At 59.3% G+C, this 18802-nt stretch carries 15 protein-coding genes, 1 tRNA gene, 1 pseudogene and 1 riboswitch; of the genes and pseudogenes, 12 read left to right on the forward strand and 5 right to left on the reverse strand.

All coding sequences use genetic code 11. The features are described 5' to 3' along the window. Positions 1 to 59: 59 nt before the first annotated feature. The 4 genes and pseudogenes from corA to ABD806_RS18015 all read left to right on the forward strand — a co-directional run. The gene (gene corA, locus ABD806_RS04550) at positions 60 to 1007 is read left to right on the forward strand and encodes a magnesium/cobalt transporter CorA (protein WP_344955150.1); all 948 of its coding nucleotides are present in this window, start codon (positions 60 to 62) and stop codon (positions 1005 to 1007) included. A gap of 44 nt (positions 1008 to 1051) precedes the next feature. Continuing rightward, on the forward strand, positions 1052 to 1522 hold the full coding sequence (locus tag ABD806_RS04555; RefSeq protein WP_344955152.1) for a CreA family protein: 471 nt from the start codon (positions 1052 to 1054) through the stop codon (positions 1520 to 1522). Positions 1523 to 1878: 356 nt separating this feature from the next. Next, positions 1879 to 2163 (forward strand): ester cyclase, encoded by a 285-nt coding sequence (locus tag ABD806_RS04560; RefSeq protein ID WP_344955154.1) that lies wholly within the window; start codon positions 1879 to 1881, stop codon positions 2161 to 2163. Between the two features lie 34 nt (positions 2164 to 2197). Beyond that, positions 2198 to 2293 (forward strand): annotated as a pseudogene (locus tag ABD806_RS18015) (hypothetical protein); the annotation flags it as partial. Positions 2294 to 2387: 94 nt separating this feature from the next. On the opposite strand, the gene uvrB reads toward ABD806_RS18015, so the two are convergent. After that, positions 2388 to 4388 (reverse strand): excinuclease ABC subunit UvrB, encoded by a 2001-nt coding sequence (uvrB, locus tag ABD806_RS04565; protein WP_344955156.1) that lies wholly within the window; start codon positions 4386 to 4388, stop codon positions 2388 to 2390. 155 nt (positions 4389 to 4543) lie between these two features. Between uvrB and ABD806_RS04570 the strand changes: the two genes are divergently transcribed. Beyond that, positions 4544 to 4619 (forward strand) — tRNA-Asn (locus tag ABD806_RS04570). Between the two features lie 592 nt (positions 4620 to 5211). Here the strand turns inward: ABD806_RS04570 and nagE are convergent. Next, on the reverse strand, positions 5212 to 6723 hold the full coding sequence (nagE, locus tag ABD806_RS04575) for an N-acetylglucosamine-specific PTS transporter subunit IIBC (RefSeq protein WP_344955158.1): 1512 nt from the start codon (positions 6721 to 6723) through the stop codon (positions 5212 to 5214). Between the two features lie 228 nt (positions 6724 to 6951). Here nagE and nagB point away from each other — a divergent pair, with 228 nt between their 5' ends. The 5 genes from nagB to ABD806_RS04600 all read left to right on the forward strand — a co-directional run bounded on the left by nagB (position 6952) and on the right by ABD806_RS04600 (position 11413). Next, positions 6952 to 7752, forward strand: coding sequence for a glucosamine-6-phosphate deaminase (gene nagB, locus ABD806_RS04580; RefSeq protein ID WP_344955160.1), 801 nt, complete (start codon positions 6952 to 6954; stop codon positions 7750 to 7752). Positions 7753 to 7760: 8 nt separating this feature from the next. Further along, positions 7761 to 8909, forward strand: a complete 1149-nt coding sequence (nagA, locus tag ABD806_RS04585) for an N-acetylglucosamine-6-phosphate deacetylase (protein WP_344955162.1) — start codon at positions 7761 to 7763, stop codon at positions 8907 to 8909. Then, the gene (locus tag ABD806_RS04590; RefSeq protein WP_344955164.1) at positions 8909 to 10126 is read left to right on the forward strand and encodes an ROK family protein; all 1218 of its coding nucleotides are present in this window, start codon (positions 8909 to 8911) and stop codon (positions 10124 to 10126) included. The genes nagA and ABD806_RS04590 overlap by 1 nt, the downstream gene beginning before the upstream one ends. Continuing rightward, positions 10126 to 10449 (forward strand): translation initiation factor, encoded by a 324-nt coding sequence (locus ABD806_RS04595; protein ID WP_344955166.1) that lies wholly within the window; start codon positions 10126 to 10128, stop codon positions 10447 to 10449. The genes ABD806_RS04590 and ABD806_RS04595 overlap by 1 nt, the downstream gene beginning before the upstream one ends. Before the next feature lie 406 nt (positions 10450 to 10855). Then, on the forward strand, positions 10856 to 11413 hold the full coding sequence (locus ABD806_RS04600; protein ID WP_344956449.1) for a TMEM165/GDT1 family protein: 558 nt from the start codon (positions 10856 to 10858) through the stop codon (positions 11411 to 11413). A gap of 332 nt (positions 11414 to 11745) precedes the next feature. Here the strand turns inward: ABD806_RS04600 and nhaD are convergent, their stop codons facing one another. Continuing rightward, a complete protein-coding gene (gene nhaD, locus ABD806_RS04605) occupies positions 11746 to 13191 on the reverse strand; it encodes a sodium:proton antiporter NhaD (RefSeq protein ID WP_344955168.1) in 1446 nt (481 codons plus the stop codon). Between the two features lie 374 nt (positions 13192 to 13565). On the opposite strand from nhaD, the gene argA reads away from it, so the two are divergent. Together argA and lysC are read left to right on the forward strand one after the other, a co-directional pair. Beyond that, complete coding sequence (gene argA, locus ABD806_RS04610) at positions 13566 to 14894, forward strand: amino-acid N-acetyltransferase (RefSeq protein ID WP_344955170.1); 1329 nt, start codon at positions 13566 to 13568, stop codon at positions 14892 to 14894. Positions 14895 to 14962: 68 nt separating this feature from the next. Continuing rightward, positions 14963 to 15133: riboswitch (Lysine riboswitch) on the forward strand. Positions 15134 to 15203: 70 nt separating this feature from the next. After that, a complete protein-coding gene (lysC, locus tag ABD806_RS04615; protein WP_344955172.1) occupies positions 15204 to 16541 on the forward strand; it encodes a lysine-sensitive aspartokinase 3 in 1338 nt (445 codons plus the stop codon). A gap of 64 nt (positions 16542 to 16605) precedes the next feature. Here the strand turns inward: lysC and ABD806_RS04620 are convergent, their stop codons facing one another. Both ABD806_RS04620 and ABD806_RS04625 read right to left on the reverse strand, forming a co-directional pair. Then, entirely contained in the window at positions 16606 to 17421 is an 816-nt protein-coding gene (locus ABD806_RS04620) for a DMT family transporter (protein WP_344955174.1), read from the reverse strand. Between the two features lie 13 nt (positions 17422 to 17434). Beyond that, a complete protein-coding gene (locus ABD806_RS04625; protein ID WP_344955176.1) occupies positions 17435 to 18712 on the reverse strand; it encodes an MgtC/SapB family protein in 1278 nt (425 codons plus the stop codon). Between the last annotated feature and the right edge of the window lie 90 nt (positions 18713 to 18802).

The raw sequence follows: 18802 nt of genomic DNA on the forward strand, positions 1-18802 counted from the left end.
CCTGACAGCCGGCGTCGGTATCTATATAGTGCGGCTAAACAAAGTGACGGGAGTATTTGATGATCACCGCCTATCTGTTCAAAGATAAGACCTTCGAGATACAGCCGCTCACCCCGGCAGATTCCCTTCCCGAGCACACCCTGTGGCTGGATATTCACAAGCCCGACGAACAGGAGCAGCAGTGGATGAGCCGGCTGTTCGAGGAAGAGGCACCCGAGCTGGATGAACTGGACGATATCGAAGCCTCGGCCCGTTTCTATCGCGACAAGGACGGCCTGCATATCCATTCCTTGTTTCCCCAGCGCCTCGGCAAGCACATAGACGGCATCAATGTGCTGTTTACCCTGCGCAACGAGCTGTTGATCAGCTTCCGGGAAGACGATCTGGGGCTGATGCGCCTGCTGCGCCACTATATGCGCCAGGAACGGCTGGAGGTTGAAGACGCCGCCGATCTGCTGCTGGAAATCTTCCAGCTGAAGGTCGAATACATCTCGGATCTGATCGAAGACGGCTACAAAACTCTGGAAGGCACCGCCAAGGAAGTGCTGCAGGTCGATGATCTGCACAAGACGATGTCGGATCTGATGATGCAGGAAGACGGCAACGGCCACATCCGTCTGGCCCTGTACGACACCCGGCGGGCATTGCGTTTCCTCAGGCGGTCCCTGCGCCAGAGCGCCAGCGACGAACAGCGCAAGTGGATTGATGAAATGCTCTACGACATCGAATCCCTGCTGCCCCACACCCAGTTCCTGTTCGACAAGATCAACTTCCAGCTGGAGGCCGCCATGGGCTTTACCAGCCTGGAGCAGAGCAAGGTGATCAAGATCTTCTCGGTCGCCGCCGTGGTGTTCCTGCCGCCGACGCTGATCGCCAGCATCTACGGCATGAACTTCGAGATATTGCCGGAGCTGGGCTTCGACTACGGCTATCCCATGTCGCTGGTGCTGATGCTGATGTCCGCCTGCGGTACCTACTTCTTCTTCAAGCGCAAGGGCTGGCTGTAATTCAACCAGAAGGCGCTATATTCATTTTTGATAAGGACGCGGATATGTTCAAAAAAACGGCTACCCTGCTTTGCCTGTCTACCCTGCTGCTGGGCTGTGATAACAATGAAGTGGGCGATGTATCCCTGGGGCTGTTCACCACCAAGGACATCAAGATCGAGGTACTGACCGACCCGGACGTGCCGGGGGTGACCTGCCATATGTCGAACATAGTGGCGGATCTGGACCTGGCGGACCCCTCGGACATGTCAATCAGCTGCCGCCAGACCGGCGAAATCACCAAGGCGATGATCGACACCATCGACCGCTCGAAAAGCGGCGATATCGTATTCAAGAAGTCGAAAAGCATCTTCCTGAAAAGCCTGAAGATAAGACGCATCTTTGATGACCGAAGCCAGACGCTGCTGTATATCGCCTACAGCACCAAGGAGACCAGCGGCAGCTACAAACATTCAATGTCGACCGTCCCCCTGTGGGGCACCCAGGCCTACCAGTTCCCGCAGGCAGGCCAGTAAGGTATCAGCGGTAGCGGCATAAGTTGTGTGTTGCTGACCGCTTCAGTCGTTGTCTGTGTGTAGTGGCGCAGCCAAAGCAGCAGCAGGGATGACCGCCACCAACACGCCGCAAGTACACCCATGTAAGCTCGCACAGGCCATCTGACCGCCAGGAATGGAGGGAATGCCGGAACGGCAGGAGCATTTTCCGGCCCTGGCATGTGACGGGCGGCGGAGGTCATCCCTGCTGCCGCCTTCTGAATCGGGGGCGCGTTTTTCCCGCGCCTGAGGTGGGCCTTAGCCAGTCGATATAAGGCTGTTCTTGTCTATGGCAATAACGCGGTCTACCTTTGCTTATAAATTCCCCTGCGGAGTAGATGACCGTGAATCAAAAAGTCACCAAGTATGAGCAAGTATGGATAGATGGGTTGAATCGCGGTGATGTTAGTGCTGCGGATAAGTCCTTTTCATCGAACTGTGTCATTCATATGGCTGGAGCGGCAGAACCCAATCTTTCGGTTGCGGCATTCAAGGAGCTGGTTAGTGGTTTATTGGCTGCATTTCCAGATTTACGGCTAACAGTAGAAGATCAGATTGTCGCTGGTGACAAGGTGGCGACACGATGGACCGCCGTAAGGAACGCACACAGGTCCTCTCGGTGACTCACCGCCCACGGGCAACCGGGCGCAGTTTGAAGGGTTGATCCTGGATCGCGTGGTTGGGGAGCAGGTTGTCGAACGCTGGGAACAATGGGATCAAATGGGAATGTTGCAACAGCTCGGTATCCTCTGATCGGTCACAAAACGATATTGTCAAAACCGCCAGCTAACAAGGGCGCAGCAAAACTGCGCTCTTGAATAAGCTAATGACCGACAGGCCCCTCCCCTCAGCTGCGAATAAGCTGCTCGCGCAGTTCGTGGATACGATCGCGTGCCAAAGCCGCCTGCTCGAATTCCAGGTTCTGGGCATGGTTGAGCATCTCCTTTTCCAGCTGGGCGATCTGCTGGGTCAGCTCCTTGGGCGTCGGCAGGTGCGTCGGCGCCTGGGGCTTGTCCTTGGCCCGTTTCGAGCCGACCCGGCGGGTGCCGTCCAGGTCCATCACATCGCTGACCCGCTTGTTGAGCCCCTGGGGCACTATGCCGTTCTGCTGGTTGAAGGCATGCTGCAGCTCGCGGCGACGCTCAGTCTCGCCGATGGCGGCGGCCATGGAGCGGGTGATGCGGTCCGCATAGAGGATGGCCTTGCCGCTCAGGTTACGGGCGGCCCGGCCTATGGTCTGGATCAGCGAGCGCTCGGAGCGCAGGAAACCCTCTTTGTCCGCATCCAGGATCGCCACCAGTGACACCTCCGGCATGTCCAGGCCCTCCCGCAGCAGGTTGATGCCCACCAGCACATCGAACATCCCCAGGCGCAGATCGCGGATGATTTCCATCCGTTCCAGGGTATCTATGTCCGAGTGCAGGTAGCGCACCCGCAGACCATGCTCGATCAGGTATTCGGTGAGATCTTCCGCCATCCGCTTGGTCAGGGTGGTGACCAGCACCCGCTCGTCCCGCTCGGCGCGGGCGCGGGCCTCGGACAGCAGATCGTCCACCTGGGTGGCCACCGGCCGCACCTCCAGCTCGGGATCCAGCAGACCGGTGGGCCGCACCACCTGCTCGGCCACCTGATCACCGGACTTGTCCAGTTCGTAGGGGCCGGGGGTGGCCGACACGAACACGGTCTGCGGCATCAGCGCCTCGAATTCCTCGAAGCGCAGGGGCCGGTTGTCGAGCGCCGAGGGCAGGCGGAAGCCGTATTCCACCAGGGTATCCTTGCGTGAGCGGTCGCCCTTGTACATGCCGCCTATCTGGGGCACGGTGACATGGGATTCGTCGATGATCAACAGGCCGTCGCCGGGCAGGTAATCGAACAGGGTGGGCGGCGGCTCCCCCTCCCCCCGCCCCGACAGGTAACGGGAGTAGTTTTCGATGCCCGAGCAATAGCCCAGCTCCTGGATCATCTCCAGATCGAACTGGGTGCGCTGGCTGATGCGCTGCTCCTCCAGCAACTTGTTGGCCGCCAGCAGCTGTTGCTTGCGCTCCTGCAGCTCGGCCTTGATCAGCTCCATCGCCGACAGCAGGGTTTCCCGCGGGGTAACGTAATGGGTCTTGGGGTAGATGGTGCAGCGCGCCAGCTGCTTGCTGACCGCCCCGGTGAGCGGGTCGAACAGACTGATGCGCTCGATTTCATCATCGAACAGCTCAACCCGTACCGCCTCGTTGTCGGATTCGGCGGGGAAGATGTCGATCACCTCGCCGCGCACCCGGAAGCTGCCCCGCTGGAAGGCCGTATCGTTGCGGCTGTATTGCAGCTCCGCCAGCCGCCGCAGCATATCCCGCTGGTTCAGGCTGTCGCCGGTACGCAGGTGCAGCATCATACTCAGATAAGACTGGGGATCGCCCAGGCCGTAGATCGCCGACACCGAGGCCACGATCACCACATCCCGTCGCTCCATCAACGCCTTGGTGGCCGACAGCCGCATCTGCTCTATATAGTCATTGATGGAGGCGTCTTTCTCGATAAAGGTATCGGTGCTGGGTACATAGGCTTCCGGCTGGTAGTAGTCGTAGTAGGAAACGAAGTACTCCACCGCGTTATGGGGGAAGAACTCCTTCATTTCTCCGTACAGCTGGGCCGCCAGCGTCTTGTTGGGCGCCAGTATCATGGTGGGACGCCCCAGGGTGGCGATGACATTGGCCATGGTGAAGGTCTTGCCCGAACCGGTCACCCCCAGCAAGGTCTGATGGGCCAGGCCGGCGTCGATGCCCTCCAGCAGCTGGGCTATGGCCTTGGGCTGATCGCCGCCCGGTTGATACTGGCTGACCAGCTGAAATGCTTTACTCATCACCACTCTCCTTAGATACCGGCACCAGTTTACCCCCTAGACAGGGAGTAATTTAAGTAAAAACTTGGCTTTGCCGCCATCTAACTAAACTACCGGGATATTTCCCTTGACCGGACGCCGCCGGATGCGTACCATTCGCAGCCTCTTCACGAGATTCCCCCTTAGTTCAGTCGGTAGAACGGCGGACTGTTAATCCGTATGTCGCTGGTTCAAGTCCAGCAGGGGGAGCCAATTTTTGCTCCGCAGCACTTGATTTATCCACCGCTTTCAGATCCTTTCCCGATAAAAACCCACAATTTGTCTGTCGCTATTTCTGCGCCAGCGGCTGCCCATATGGTGTCGGCTATCCTGGCACTTGCAATATTTAACCAATTGATTTAATTAGTTTTTTCATTTGTTGAATATTTTGCCTTTTTTTCTGAAAGGCTTACCACGTCTGGCTTTGCACCGGTTTTAGCTAGCTAATTCACAAGGTTATCCACAGAAATAGTGGATAAGTGACGCAAACCCAGTAGCCACAAGGACCCCCTCGGTTGTGTATAACCTTTTGAGTCTGCTCTGTTCAAAAACGCGTCCATGGTAAGCATTTTTTTTTGCTGCGTGAGCAGGTCGTTTTATCCCCTTTGACGAGGCCGGGGTGGTACTGAGTTGATAGCTGCTGCCGCCAACAGAGCTTGATTAGCGAGTTCAGACTATGGATTTCACCGGCTTGGTACAAAATACCGGGTGAGCCTGGAGGAAGTGCGACTGTGACTGGATGATGGGGATTATAAGCGGGGAGCCGGGCACCGGCTCCCCTTGGTCCTGACTGTTTCCGCCGGCCTTATGCTTTGGGCGGCAGGGCTTTCATCTCGGCGGCAATAATTTCGGCCAGGGGCCCCAGGATCACCTGCAGGTTGTTGTCTCCCAGCTTCACTATCCCTTTGGCACCCAAGGCTTTCAACCTGGCTTCGTCGGCCAGGGAACGATCTTTCAGGGTCAATCGCAGGCGGGTGATGCAGGCATCGATATCGGTGAGATTACTGCTGCCGCCCAGGGCATCCAGATACTGGAGGGCCAGATTAGACTTGTCGGTTTCGGTTTCCGCTGCTTTCTTGTCGGCGGCAGCATCTACGCCATTATCGCGCCCCGGTGTCTTCAGGTTGAGCAGTACGATGGCAAAGTAGAAGACCACGAAATAAACCACACTCATCACCAGACCGATGCTTACCAGGATCCAGGGACGGGTCGCCAGGCCCCAGTTCAGCACCATATCAAACAGGCCGGCGGAGAAACCAAAGCCATGCAGGACGCCAAACAGGTTCACCACCACCAGCGACAGGCCGGTCAACACCGCATGGATGCCGTACAGCAGCGGCGCCAGGAACATAAAGGTAAACTCCAGGGGCTCGGTAATACCGGTCAAAAACGAGGTCACGGCAACGGAGATCAGCAGACCCGCGGCCTGGGCCCGTTTGTCTTTGGGGGCCGCCAGGATCATCGCCAGGGCACCGGCAGGCAGGCCGAACATCATCACCGGGAAGAAACCGGCCATAAACACCCCCGCAGTCGGATCACCGGCAAAGAAGCGGTGCAGATCGCCCCGGGTCACCTCGGACGCAATCTGGGTAATGCTGCCCCCATCGACACCGGGTACGGCGCCGCCGACCGTCAGGGTACGCACCAGGGCCGGATCCAGACAGATATTCTGCACGCTGCCGGCCACCTCATAGGTCACCCGCAAACACTCTCCCAGCCCAAACCAGAAGATGGAGTTCACCACATGATGCAGGCCGACGGGGATCAAACCCCGGTTCAGCAGGCCGTAAAAGAACTGGCCCAGGCCGCCCGACGTGGATACCGCCAGGCCAAAGCTGTCGATACCATGCTGAATAACGGGCCAGACAAAGCCGGCGATAAAGGCCGCCAGCAGGGCCACCAGACCGGTCATGATCGGCACCAACCGCTTACCGCTGAAGAACGCCAGATAATCCGGCAGCTTGACCATATGGAAACGGTTATAGCAATGACCGGCAATGATACCGGCGATAATGCCGCCAAAAAACGACATATCTATCTCATTGTTGATGGTTTTCGCCGCCCCGGTCAGCACGAAGTAGCCCACGGCGCCGGCCAGGGCCGCCGCACCCGCATCATCCTTGGACAGGCCGACGGCAATTCCCAGGCCAAACAATAGTGGTAATTGACTGAAGATGGCCCCACCCGCCTCGGCGATAAAGGAAATGCCCAACAAGTCCGGCTGTCCCAAACGCAGCAACAAGGCCGCCACCGGCAGTGTGGCGATGGGCAGCATCAAGGCTTTGCCTAATTTCTGTAAATAACCCAGCAGGTTCACGGTAGATCTCCTTAAATTGTTATCCACTAAAGGTGCATAAGTGTGTTGTCGCCTTCATGGCTGGCAGCCAGTCTACCCCATTTATTTCTCATCACAAATTAAGTCGTCATTATATGTGACACCGATCGCCTTTAAATCCCTCAATCCATCATTTTTAATGACAATGACACGGCACTTAATTTACCATGAAAAATATGATTTCCCTTATTTCCTGTATCGAGGACTACCATGCGTCTTATTCCCCAGCCCACCGCCGCCGATGTCAGCCTCTGGTCGGCACGCTATATCGCCGACCGCATCAATGCCTTCGCCCCCACCCAAGACAGACCCTTTGTGCTGGGCCTGCCGACCGGCGGCACGCCGCTGGCCACCTATCGGCGGCTGGTCGAACTGCATCAGGCCGGTGAGATCAGCTTCCGCCATGTGGTTACCTTCAATATGGACGAATACGTGGGTTTGGCCAAAACGCACCCCCAGAGCTACCACAGCTTTATGCATCAACATTTTTTTGAGCATATCGATATCGAGCCAGCCAACATCAATCTACTGGACGGCAATGCCGCCGATCTGGCCGCCGAGTGCACTCGCTACGAAAGCAAGATCAAGCAGTATGGTAAAATTCACCTGTTTATGGGCGGCGTGGGCAGCGATGGTCATATTGCTTTCAATGAGCCCGCCTCTTCCTTATCCTCCCGTACCCGGATAAAAACCCTGACCGAAGACACCCGGCTCGCCAATTCCCGTTTTTTCGATAACGATCCGAATCAGGTGCCACGCATGGCGCTGACGGTGGGGGTCGGCACCCTGCTGGATGCGGAAGAAGTGCTGATACTGGTCACCGGCCATAACAAGGCCCAGGCCTTGCAGGCGGCGGTAGAAGGCGGCGTCAACCATATGTGGACCATATCGGCACTGCAGTTGCACCCCCGCAGCCTGATGGTCTGTGATCAGGCCGCAACCATGGAGCTGAAAGTCAAGACAGTGCGTTACTTTGAAGAGCTGGAAGCGGAAAATATCAAACATTTATAAGAGGTTGTATGTTTGCCTTAACCGATTGCACCCTGTTTGACGGCAGCCGATGGCTGCCACGACATGCCCTGGTCATCGAGGGTGAAACCATTGCCGCCGTCCTGCCCCAGGAACGGCTGGACACCACGGTGCCGCGCCGCTCCCTGGGAGGGGCCCTGCTCAGTGCCGGTTTCATCGATCTGCAGCTCAACGGCTGCGGCGGCGTGATGTTTAATAATGCAATCAGCCTGGATACCCTGGCCACCATGCATCAGGCCAACCTGAAATCCGGTACCACCAGCTTCCTGCCAACCCTGATCACCTCGCCGGATCAGGATATGCACCAGGCGGTCAGCGTGATCCGGGACTATATGGGCCGCCATCGACATCAGGTGCTGGGGCTGCACCTTGAAGGTCCCTACACCAATATCCAACGCAAGGGCATCCACCCGGAACAACAGATCCGTGCCCTCGACGAGCCCATGCTGGCGTTTCTCTGTGCCAATGCCGATGTGGTGAAAAAAATTACCCTGGCACCGGAATGCAACCGGCCCGAACATATCGCTCGGCTGCGGGCGGCCGGCATCCTGGTGTCCATGGGCCATACCGCCGCCAGCTATGAGCAGGCCATGGCCGGCTTCGATGCAGGCATCGGCTTCGCCACTCATCTGTATAACGCCATGACCCCGACCCTCAACGGCCGGGAGCCGGGCGCCGTCGGCGCCGTCTACGATCATCCCCATGTCTATGCGGGCATAGTGGTCGACGGTTTCCATGTGCATTCCGCCAACGTACGCCTGGCCCACAAAGTACTGGGCGAGCGGCTGTGCCTCGTCACCGACGCCACCGCCGCCGCCGGTGCCGAGCCCGGCTTCAGCCAGTTCGACTTCTGCGGCGCCACCGTCTACCTGAGGGACGGGCAATGCATCGATCAGCATGGTACACTCGGCGGCTCAGCGCTGACCATGATGACGGGCGTCAGAAACCTGGTGGTGGATGTCGGCCTTTCCCTGGATGAGGCGCTGCGTATGGCCAGCCTCTATCCTGCCCGGGCCCTGGGTGTCGAGCACCGACTCGGTACCATCGCAGTGGGCAAGGTGGCCAATCTGGTGGCGTTCGACCGGGACTATAAGGTCAAGGCCACCCTAGTAAACGGAACCTACAAAGCGCAACCATAATGACCCGCGGACAAATTGCCAACGTCGACCTTATCAAGCAAGTCAACTGTGCGGCCGTCTATCGGCTGATCGACAGCCAGGGCCCCATCTCCCGGGTGAAGATCGCCGAGCTCAGCCACCTGGCGGCCGCCAGCGTCACCAAGATCACCCGTACCCTGATCGAATGCGGCCTGATCCGGGAAATGGCCCATCAGGCCTCCACCGGCGGCCGCCGCGCCATTTCCCTGACCACGGTGACCCATGCCTTTCATCTGGTGTCGGTGAAGCTGGGCCGGGAAGAGCTTCAGCTGTGCCTGTACAGCCTGGACGGCCAGGTGCTGGCCCGGCAGATCCATGCCTTTCCCCAGCAACCCCAGGCTGCCCTGCTCGATGCCCTGATTGCGCACATCGGCGATTTTATCGCCGAGCAGCGGCAACACCAGGCCCTGACCCTGGTCGCCATCGCCCTCACCATGCCGGGCCTGACCGACGCCGTGCATGGCCAGGTGGTCTATCATCCCAGTTTCCCCCTGGTCGATGTGCCCCTGGCCCGGCTGCTCAAGGAGGCCCTGGGGCTGCCGGTGTTTATCGGCAACGATATCCGAACCCAGGCCCTAGCCGAGCATTATTTCGGCGCCTCCCGGGATTGCCTGGACTCGGTACTGGTCAGCGTGCGCCACGGGGTCGGTGCCGGCATCATTACCGAAGGCCGCATTTTCCGCAGCCTGGGCCGGGATGTGGCGGAGATAGGCCATATCCGCGTCGATGCCCTGGGCGACCGCTGCCATTGCGGCAATTTCGGTTGCCTGGAAACCATGGTGGCCGATGCCGCCCTGCTCAAGCAAGCCGGCCGCATGCTGGAACAGGGCTTCGACAGCCTGCTGAAGCGCCAACCGCTGACCATGGCCAGCCTGTGCCAGGCCGCGCTTGACGGCGACCGCCTCGCCAGAGATGTGTTGGGGCGGGCCGCCGAGTATCTGGGCCAGGCGCTGGCCATCATGGTGAACCTGTTCAACCCGCAGAAGATCCTGATCGCCGGCGAACTCTGTGCCGCCGACAGCCTGCTGTTCCCCTTGATAGGCAAGGCCATAGCACACCAGTCCCTGCCCAGCTTCCATCGGGACCTGCCCATCGTTAAAGCCCGCTTCCAGGATGAACAGACCATAGGCGGTCTGGCCCTGGTCAAGCGTGCCTTGCTGGAAGGCGAGTTATTACAATTGATCATAGAGAGCCGCTGATGACGAAACTGGTGTACAGCACGGACCCCGACTGGCAGTCCAAGCAGGGGGCCTCGTCCCAAACAGCTCACTCGGGCCCCTACCCCGATGACGGTCTGGTGCGCATACGGCGGGAAACCAAGGGCCGCAAAGGCACCGGCGTGGTGTGCGTCTATGGCCTGCCCGCCGACCGGCTCAAGGACACCGCCAGCCTGCTGAAAAAGCAGCTGGGCACCGGCGGTGCCGTCAAGCAGGCCGTGCTGGAAATTCAGGGCGACCGGCTGGAGCAGGTGAAAGACCTGCTGGAAAAAGCCGGCTTCAAGGTAAAGAAGGTCGGCGGCTGACGCCGTAATGCCGGTCGGTTAACGGGATTGGTTGGCTTTCAAACAGACCTTCTGCGCCATGGACGGCGCAGCAGAGCCCCCAGGGATGGGTTTACGGCGTGTCGGCGGAAAGCGAATTAATCCCGTTTTACGCTTAACCGACAAATATGATGGCTGACGCCACCACTTGATTTTCTTTTCTCCCCCGCTAGAATGCCTCCTCCTGCACAAGGGGGAGTAGTCTCTCAGCCGAGACAGTCATCAACATAATTGGTGCCAAATCACCATGGTGGCTGTGACCCGGGTATTTTCTGCTACGAGATACCAGTGGTTTGACGAGACCTTTGACAGGCTGATGCCGATACCGGGGACGGGCGGCATGGCCTGCTCAATGGTTGAATATAACCCCGTCCCCTTTGGTATCGTTTTGGAAGCCTTATCCACCTCTACCCTGGCCGTGGCCATCGCCGAAATCGGCGACAAGACCCAGTTGCTGGCATTGCTGCTTAGCTGTCGTTTCCGCCGCCCTGCCCCCATTATCACCGGCATACTGCTGGCCACCCTGCTCAACCATGCCCTGGCCGGCTGGGTCGGTGTCTGGATCCAGCAATGGCTGGACCCCGACTGGCTGCGCTACCTGCTGTCGGCCTCCTTCTTTATCATGGCGGCCTGGATGCTGATCCCCGATAAACTGGACGAAGAATCGGGCAGCTTCCGCCATTTCAGCCCCTTGCTCACCACCTTCGTGCTGTTCTTCCTGGCCGAGATGGGCGACAAGACCCAGCTGGCAACCGTCCTGCTGGCCGCCCGCTTCGTTGATGGTTACTGGTGGGTGATTATCGGCACCACCCTGGGCATGCTGCTGGCCAATGTGCCCGTGGTGATCCTCGGCAAGAAAGGCGCCGAGCGTATCCCGCTCAGGTGGATACACGGCCTCAGCGCCGGCCTGTTTGTGATGCTCGGCATCACCACCCTCTGGTGGTAAAGCGTTAAGCTGTGTGTCTGTCTATTAGTCACAAGTTTCTGTTGATTCTTTTGAGAACAGGTAATCAGACAAAAGGCACTACTCCCCGACACGCCGTAAACCCATCCCTGGGGGCTCGACGGCGCCATCCATGGCGGTCAGATGGCATGTGCGAGCTTACAAGGATGTGCTTGAAGCGTGTCGGAGGAGACAACCCTGCAGCCTCTTTGTTCGCCCCAAGTAAGCCGGCAGACTTGTGACCAAGAAACAGGCTGTGAGCCTTCTAACATTCCCACGCTGAGCATGGGAATGAAAGCAACATAAACAGTGGGGGCATGAGCCCCCTTGCACCCTTAACCGTAAATCTGAAAGCTGGCGGCGTTCAGCCAGATATGGGCCAGGATACTGGCGATATAGCCCAGCAATATCACCGGGGTCCATTTCAGGTGGCCGAAGAAAGTATACATACCCCGTGCCTGCCCCATCAGCGCCACCCCGGCGGCCGAACCGATAGACAGCAGGCTGCCGCCTACGCCGGCGGTCAGGGTGATCAGCAACCAGTTACCATGGGACATATCCGGCTCCATAGACAGCACCGCAAACATCACCGGGATGTTATCTACCACCGCCGACAACAAACCCAGCGCTATGTTGGCATAGGTGGCGTTCCAGCCCGTGTAGAGCAGATCGGAGACCAACGCCAGATAGCCCATGAACCCCAGGCCGCCGACGCACATCACCACCCCATAGAAGAACAGCAGGGTATCCCACTCGGCCCGGGCAATCCGGCTGAAGACATCGAAGGGCACCACGCTGCCCAGGCGCCGCAAGGCTTCATCATCTCCCCGCTTCTGAGCCAGGACACGCTTGCGCGACAGGGAGCTGGGCAGGGTCTGGCGCAGGTAGTAACCAAAGAACTGCAGATAGCCCAGGCCGGTCATCATGCCCAGCACCGGCGGCAGATGCAGCAGGCTGTGGCAGGCGACGGCGGAGGCGATGGTCAACAGGAACAACAGCACGATGCGGATGGCACCCCGTTTGAGCTCGATGTCCTCATACATGGCGGCGGGCTGACGATTTTCCACATACAGGCTCATGACGATGGCCGGTACCAGGTAATTCACCAGGGCCGGGATCAGCAGGATAAAGAACTCGTTGAACTTGACGATACCCGCCTGCCAGACCATCAGGGTGGTGATATCGCCGAACGGGCTGAAGGCGCCGCCGGCGTTGGCGGCGATCACGATATTAATACAGCAGAGGTTGATAAAACGCTTGTCGCCTTCGGCCACCTTTACCACCACGGCACACATCAGCAGCGCCGTGGTCAGGTTGTCGGCAATCGGAGAAATAAAGAAAGCCAGCAGGCCGGTCAACCAGAACAGGCTCTTGTAGCTGAAACCTTTACGTATCATCCAGGCCCGCAGGGCATCAAACAGCCGCCGCTCCTCCATGGCGTTGATATAGGTCATGGCCACCAGCAGAAACAACAACAGCTCGGCGTATTCCAGCAGGTTGTGGCGGAACGCCTGCTCCGTCAGCCCCGGAATATCATGGTTGATGTAGGTCCAGCCGATGGCGGCCCAGATGATGCCGGCCGCCACCAGCACCGGCTTGGACTTGCGCAGATGCAGATATTCTTCGCTCATCACCAGGATATACGCCAGTACGAAGATAAAGACCGCGAACATACCCACCGTTGAGCCGGTCAGATCCAGCCGTTCCTCCACCGCCAGCACGGGCCCGCTCGCCAGCGCCGCAAGCCCCCCTAACACCGCCAAGCACAGTTTCCTTTGCATTGTTTTTTTCTCACTTTTGTTGTTTTAGCTATAGTTATTTGTGGTCCGGGATCCCGCCCATGCCCCGACAAAAAAATAGTAACATAAAGCGAAAAAAATAAATTTTCGTTTCTTGGGCGCCCATCCCATTTTTGCAGTTCCCCCCGTCGAGCGCTGGTCAGCGGCGGACCCGAATCCGAGTTAAAAGTGAATATAAAATTACAGACTCGAATGTAGGAAGCTTTCCACAAACAGCCACCAAACTGCGTCATTCATGGCCACAGCGCTAACAAACGGCTACCGCCACCTCGGCAAAAACCAAATATTTAATGTTGTTTTTTGCATGATTTTTCACGATCATTAGGGCCTATCCAGTCTCCAGTAAAGGAAAAGCCGTGCGCGACAACGATGCTGCTTTGGTCAAGGCATTTCGTCAATCCAGTCCCTATGTCAATCTGCATCGGGGCTCAACCTTTGTGGTCATGTTGGGTGGCGAAGCCATCGCCCAGGAAAATTTTCCCAATATCATCAGCGATATCGCCCTGCTCACCAGCCTGGGGATCCGCCTGGTTATCGTGTTCGGCGCCCGTCCGCAGATTGACAACGGCCTGGCCGAGGCCGGCCTGGAAGGGGTGTTTCATAAACAGACGCGGGTAACAGATGAAACCAGCTTCCGCATCATCAAGGATGTCTGCGGCGGCCTGCAGATGGATATCATGGCCCGCCTGTCGATGGGGCTGGTCAATACCCCGATGCAGAATGCCCGCATCAACGTAGTCACCGGCAACTTCGTTATCGCCCAACCCCTGGGTGTCGATGACGGTGTGGATTACCTGCATTCCGGCCGGGTCCGTCGTATCCATACCGACACCATCCATCACCAGCTGTCCCATGGCGGCACCGTGCTGATCTCCCCCATCGGTTTTTCGGTGACCGGCGAGAGTTTTAATTTGTCTTCGGAAGAGCTGGCCAAACGGCTGGCCATCGAGCTCAAGGCCGACAAGCTGATCGGCTTTTGCTCCCAGCGTGGCGTGCTGGATGAGTCCGGCGTGGCCATGCCCGAACTGTTCCCGGAGCAGGCGGAGGCGGCCTTGCAACGACTGCTGAACGAAGGCGATGAGATGTCGGGCACCGCGCGCTACCTGCGGGCAGCCATTGCCAGTTGCCGCGGTGGCGTGCCCCGCAGCCATCTGGTCAGCTACCGGGAAGACGGCGCCCTGATCCAGGAACTGTTTACCCGGGACGGGCTCGGCACCCAGATCGTCAGCCAGAGTGCCGAACAGGCCCGTCAGGCCCGGATCGATGATATCGGCGGCATCCTGGACCTGATCCGGCCGCTGGAGGAAGAGGGCATACTGGTGCGCCGTTCCCGGGAGCAGCTGGAAATGGAAGTCGACCAGTTCACCATTATCGAAAAGGACGGCGCCATCATCGGCTGCGCCGCCCTCTATCCCTTCCCGGAGGAAAGCATGGCGGAAATGGCCTGTGTCGCCATCCACCCGGATTACCGCCGTTCCAGCCGGGGCGACATGCTCTTGCACAAGGTGGAGGAACAAGCCAAGAAGCGGGGCATGAACGCCCTGTTTATCCTCACCACCCGCTCCATCCACTGGTTCCGGGAACGCGGCTTCGAGCCGGTGGACGTGTCGGCCCTGCCGATGGGCAAGCAACAGCTGTATAACTACCAGCGCCGTTCGAAAATCATGATAAAAAACCTGGTTTAATGTTAGTTTTTCCCGGTTAACCATTGACACTCGAGCCGTGAGTCAGTAGTTATAGGGAGCCCGTCATCGGGCAAAGAAGAGGCGCGTTGTTCAGGCAGCCGGCAGGAGGAGCTCCCACTCCCAGGATCGCCGGTCAGGGGACACAACGCCGAGGTGATAACAAAGGGGTGTTTGTTATCGTCGGCCACGGAGGCTGAATCCTTCGGGTTGTCACCTATGGGTGGAGTGCTTCTACGTGACCTTTCTCGTATCTGCAGTCGTTCCCCCGTTGTTATTTATTTTTCGCATGCATACTTCAAGGAGCTGCACTTGAATCAACTTATTGTCGCCAAATTTGGTGGGACCAGCGTCGCCGATCATCAGGCCATGAGCCGCTGCGCCGCCATCCTCGAACAGAACCCCCATACCCGTTTGGCGGTGTTAAGCGCAAGTTCCGGGGTGACCAACCTGCTGGTCGCCCTGGCCTCGGGAGAACATCAGCCGGCGCACCGGGCCGAGCTGCTGCAACAGCTGAACGACATCCAGCAGGGTATTCTGACCAGCCTCGGCAACCCCGAAATGCTGAGCCGTCATATCGAAGAAATCCTGCACCATATCAAGGAGCTGTCGGATAGCGCCGCGATCAGCCCCAGCAAGGCCCTGAACGACGAGATCGTCGCCCAGGGCGAGCTGATGTCCACCCGCCTGTTCGTCGAGCTGCTGCGACAGCGCGGCACCCCCGCCGTCTGGTTCGATGTGCGCCGGATCATGCATACCGACGACAGATTCAGCCGTGCCGCGCCCGATCTGGGCGCCCTGGCCCGGGCCGCCGTCGCCGAATTGCAGCCCCTGTGCGAAAAGCAACTGGTGGTCACCCAGGGCTTTATCGGCGCCGCCAGCGATGGCCGGACCACCACCCTGGGTCGCGGCGGCAGCGACTTTTCCGCCGCCCTGCTGGGTGAGGCGCTTGAGGCGTCCGCCGTGGAAATCTGGACCGATGTGCCCGGCATCTACACCACGGATCCCCGGCTGGTGACCGAGGCCCGCGCCATTCCGGAAATCAGCTTCAGCGAAGCCTCGGAAATGGCGACCTTTGGCGCCAAGGTACTGCATCCGGCCACCCTGCAGCCGGCGGTACGCCGCCAGATCCCGGTATTCGTCGGCTCCAGCAAGGCACCGGAAGCGGGCGGCACCTGGATCCGCAACGCCACCCCCCAGGCCCCGCTGTTCCGAGCCCTGGCCCTTCGCCGCAACCAGGTGCTGCTGACCCTGACCAGCCTGAATATGTTCCAGGCCCACGGCTTCCTGGCCGAGGTGTTCGGCATCCTGGCCAAACACAAGATTTCCGTCGACCTGATCACCACCTCGGAAGTCAGCGTGTCCCTGACCTTGGATGCGGGGGCCGAGCTGCTGACCGACGAAGTGCAGGCGGAACTCGGCAAACACTGCCACCTGAAGGTGGAACATGGCCTGGCCCTGGTGGCCTTGATCGGCAACCGCATGAGCGAAGTCAGCGGCACCGGCAGCCGGGTGTTCCAGGCGCTGGAAAACGTCAATATCCGTATGATCTGCTACGGCGCCAGCCCCCATAACCTCTGCTTCCTGGTCAACGATGACGCCGCCGCCGGCGTGGTACAGGATCTGCACCAGACCCTGTTGCCCGCCTAAATACCCTGGGCGCCCCTTCGGGCGCCCTTGCCCTTTCTGCCCCAATCATTGCAGAAATGTGATATTAACCACGCCTGAGGATCACCAGGGCCACCCCACCCAGCACCGCCACCGAGGCCAGCAAAAAACGCAGGGTCAGGGGTTCGCTCAGCCACAGTATACCCCCCAGGGCCGCCAGCATAGGCACGCTCAGCTGCACCGTGGCCGCCTGGGTGGCATTCAATCCGCCCAACGCCCGATACCAAACCGCATAGCCCAGGCCAGAGGTCAGGGTCCCGGACAAAACAGCATACCAGAGCCCCGTAGCATCCAGCCTGACCCAGGGTAAGCAGGCGAAGAACAGCCCAAGTCCCAGGGGGACGGCACGTAAAAAGTTGCCGGCCGTGGTCCGGGTCGCATCGGCGACACCCCGTCCACGCAATGAATAGACGCCCCAGGCCACCCCGCCAGTTAACATAATGACGGCACCTGCGAAGGGGGGTGCCGACACCCCCGGCAGCAACAAGCCCACCAGTCCGGCAAAGGCACACCCCAGCCCCAGGCTCTGCCAGCGGTTTAATCGTTCCCCCCGCCACAGACCCGCACCTATCATGGTCACCTGCACGGCACCGAACAACAACAGGGCCCCGGTACCCGTATCCAACGACAGATAGGCAAAAGAAAAGGCGGCGGCGTACAGAAACAGCGCCCAGGCCGGCCACCAGCTGCCCCCGCGCGCCACCAGCAGCCAGAGCACCAGGGCGCCGGACAGCAGGCGCATGCCGGTAAAGCTGGCCGCATCTATCCCGGTACCCTGGAAAGCCAACCGGCAGAGCAGCGAATTGCCGGCGAAGGCAATCATCGCCAGCAGGGTAGATAAGAACACCTGAACATTGGACATGCGACCATCCTGTTTAAAACCACCAGGCGGCCAGCACACCACCAAGCAGCGAAAGCAGCATGGGGGCCCCTACCCTGATGCCCAGCACCCGCCCGCCAAGGGTAAACGCCAGCAATGACTTGACGATATTATTGACCGAGGCGGCCAGTACGACGCCCAGCACGGCGGTGGCAAAGTCGATACCCGTCAGCGACATCCGTGTCAGTGACAGGGTGATGGCATCCACATCGGCAATGCCCGAGGCCATCGCCAGCAGCAGGATACCGGCATTGCCCAGCCAGTTTTTGAGCCATTCGCCGAGTACCATGATCACCATGATCAACAGGCCGAAGCTGATGGCTAGCTTGAGATCCAGCGGCTTCATCCTGAGCCGGGGCTGGTCGACGGTCACCGGCTTGCGGTGGCGCAACCAGATCAACACTGCCGGCACATAGAGCAACACCGTCATCACCAGCACCGGCAGCAACAGGGATGACAACAACCGCGGGTTGATCAGGGCGCAATAGACCAGGATACGGGGGAACATGGTGCCGCAGGCCAGCAATATGCCCACCGCCAGCAAGGGCCTGAGCCGGGGATTCGCCCGCGACAAGCGGGCATAATGCAGGGTCAGGGCGGTGGAGGAGCTCAAGCCGGCAAACAGGCTGGTAAAGAGGATGCCCTTCTCGGTGCCGCCGACCCGCACCGCAAAATAGCCGACAAAAGAGATGGCGGCGATCAGCACCACCATCCACCAGATCTGGTAGGGATTGATGGCCTGCCCCGGCCCCATATTCAGGTCCGGCAGCAGCGGCAGCATCACCACCGAGATCAGCAACAGCTTCAGGCCGGCGTCCAGTTCATGTTGCTGCAGCTTGTGCAACAGCCCGTGGATCTCCTGTTTGTTATCCAGGATAAAGGCGGTGATCACCGCGGCGGCGGTGGCGATGGCCGGATCATCCACCAGCGCCACGGCGCCAAAACAGAAGGTCAGGATAAGCCCGATGGCGCCGGTCACACTGTAATCGGCCACCTGCTGGCTACGGACCCGATAGGCCACCAGACAGATACCGAATACCCCCAGCAGGGACACCGCAAAAATCCAGCCGCCGAAGTGTTGGGAGAGCAGGGCCGACAAACCACCCAAGAGGCCCACCAGGGCGTGGGTGCGAATGCCGGCGATACGCATCCCGGCCTGGCTGTTCCGGGCCTGCCAGCCCCGCTGGATGCCGATCAGCATTCCCAGCAGCAGCGCAATGCCCAGCCGTGCCAGGGTCTGATGGCCGTCCAGCATGCCGGCCATCTCATCCATGGCTGCTGTTTTTCCAGCGGAGGTAACGACTCAGCTCATCCCGCCCCCACTCCCTCTCGCCGGCCCGTCCCGCACCTTTGACAAAGCGGG

The organism is Zobellella aerophila (assembly GCF_039539325.1).
Classification (GTDB): domain Bacteria; phylum Pseudomonadota; class Gammaproteobacteria; order Enterobacterales; family Aeromonadaceae; genus Oceanimonas; species Oceanimonas aerophila.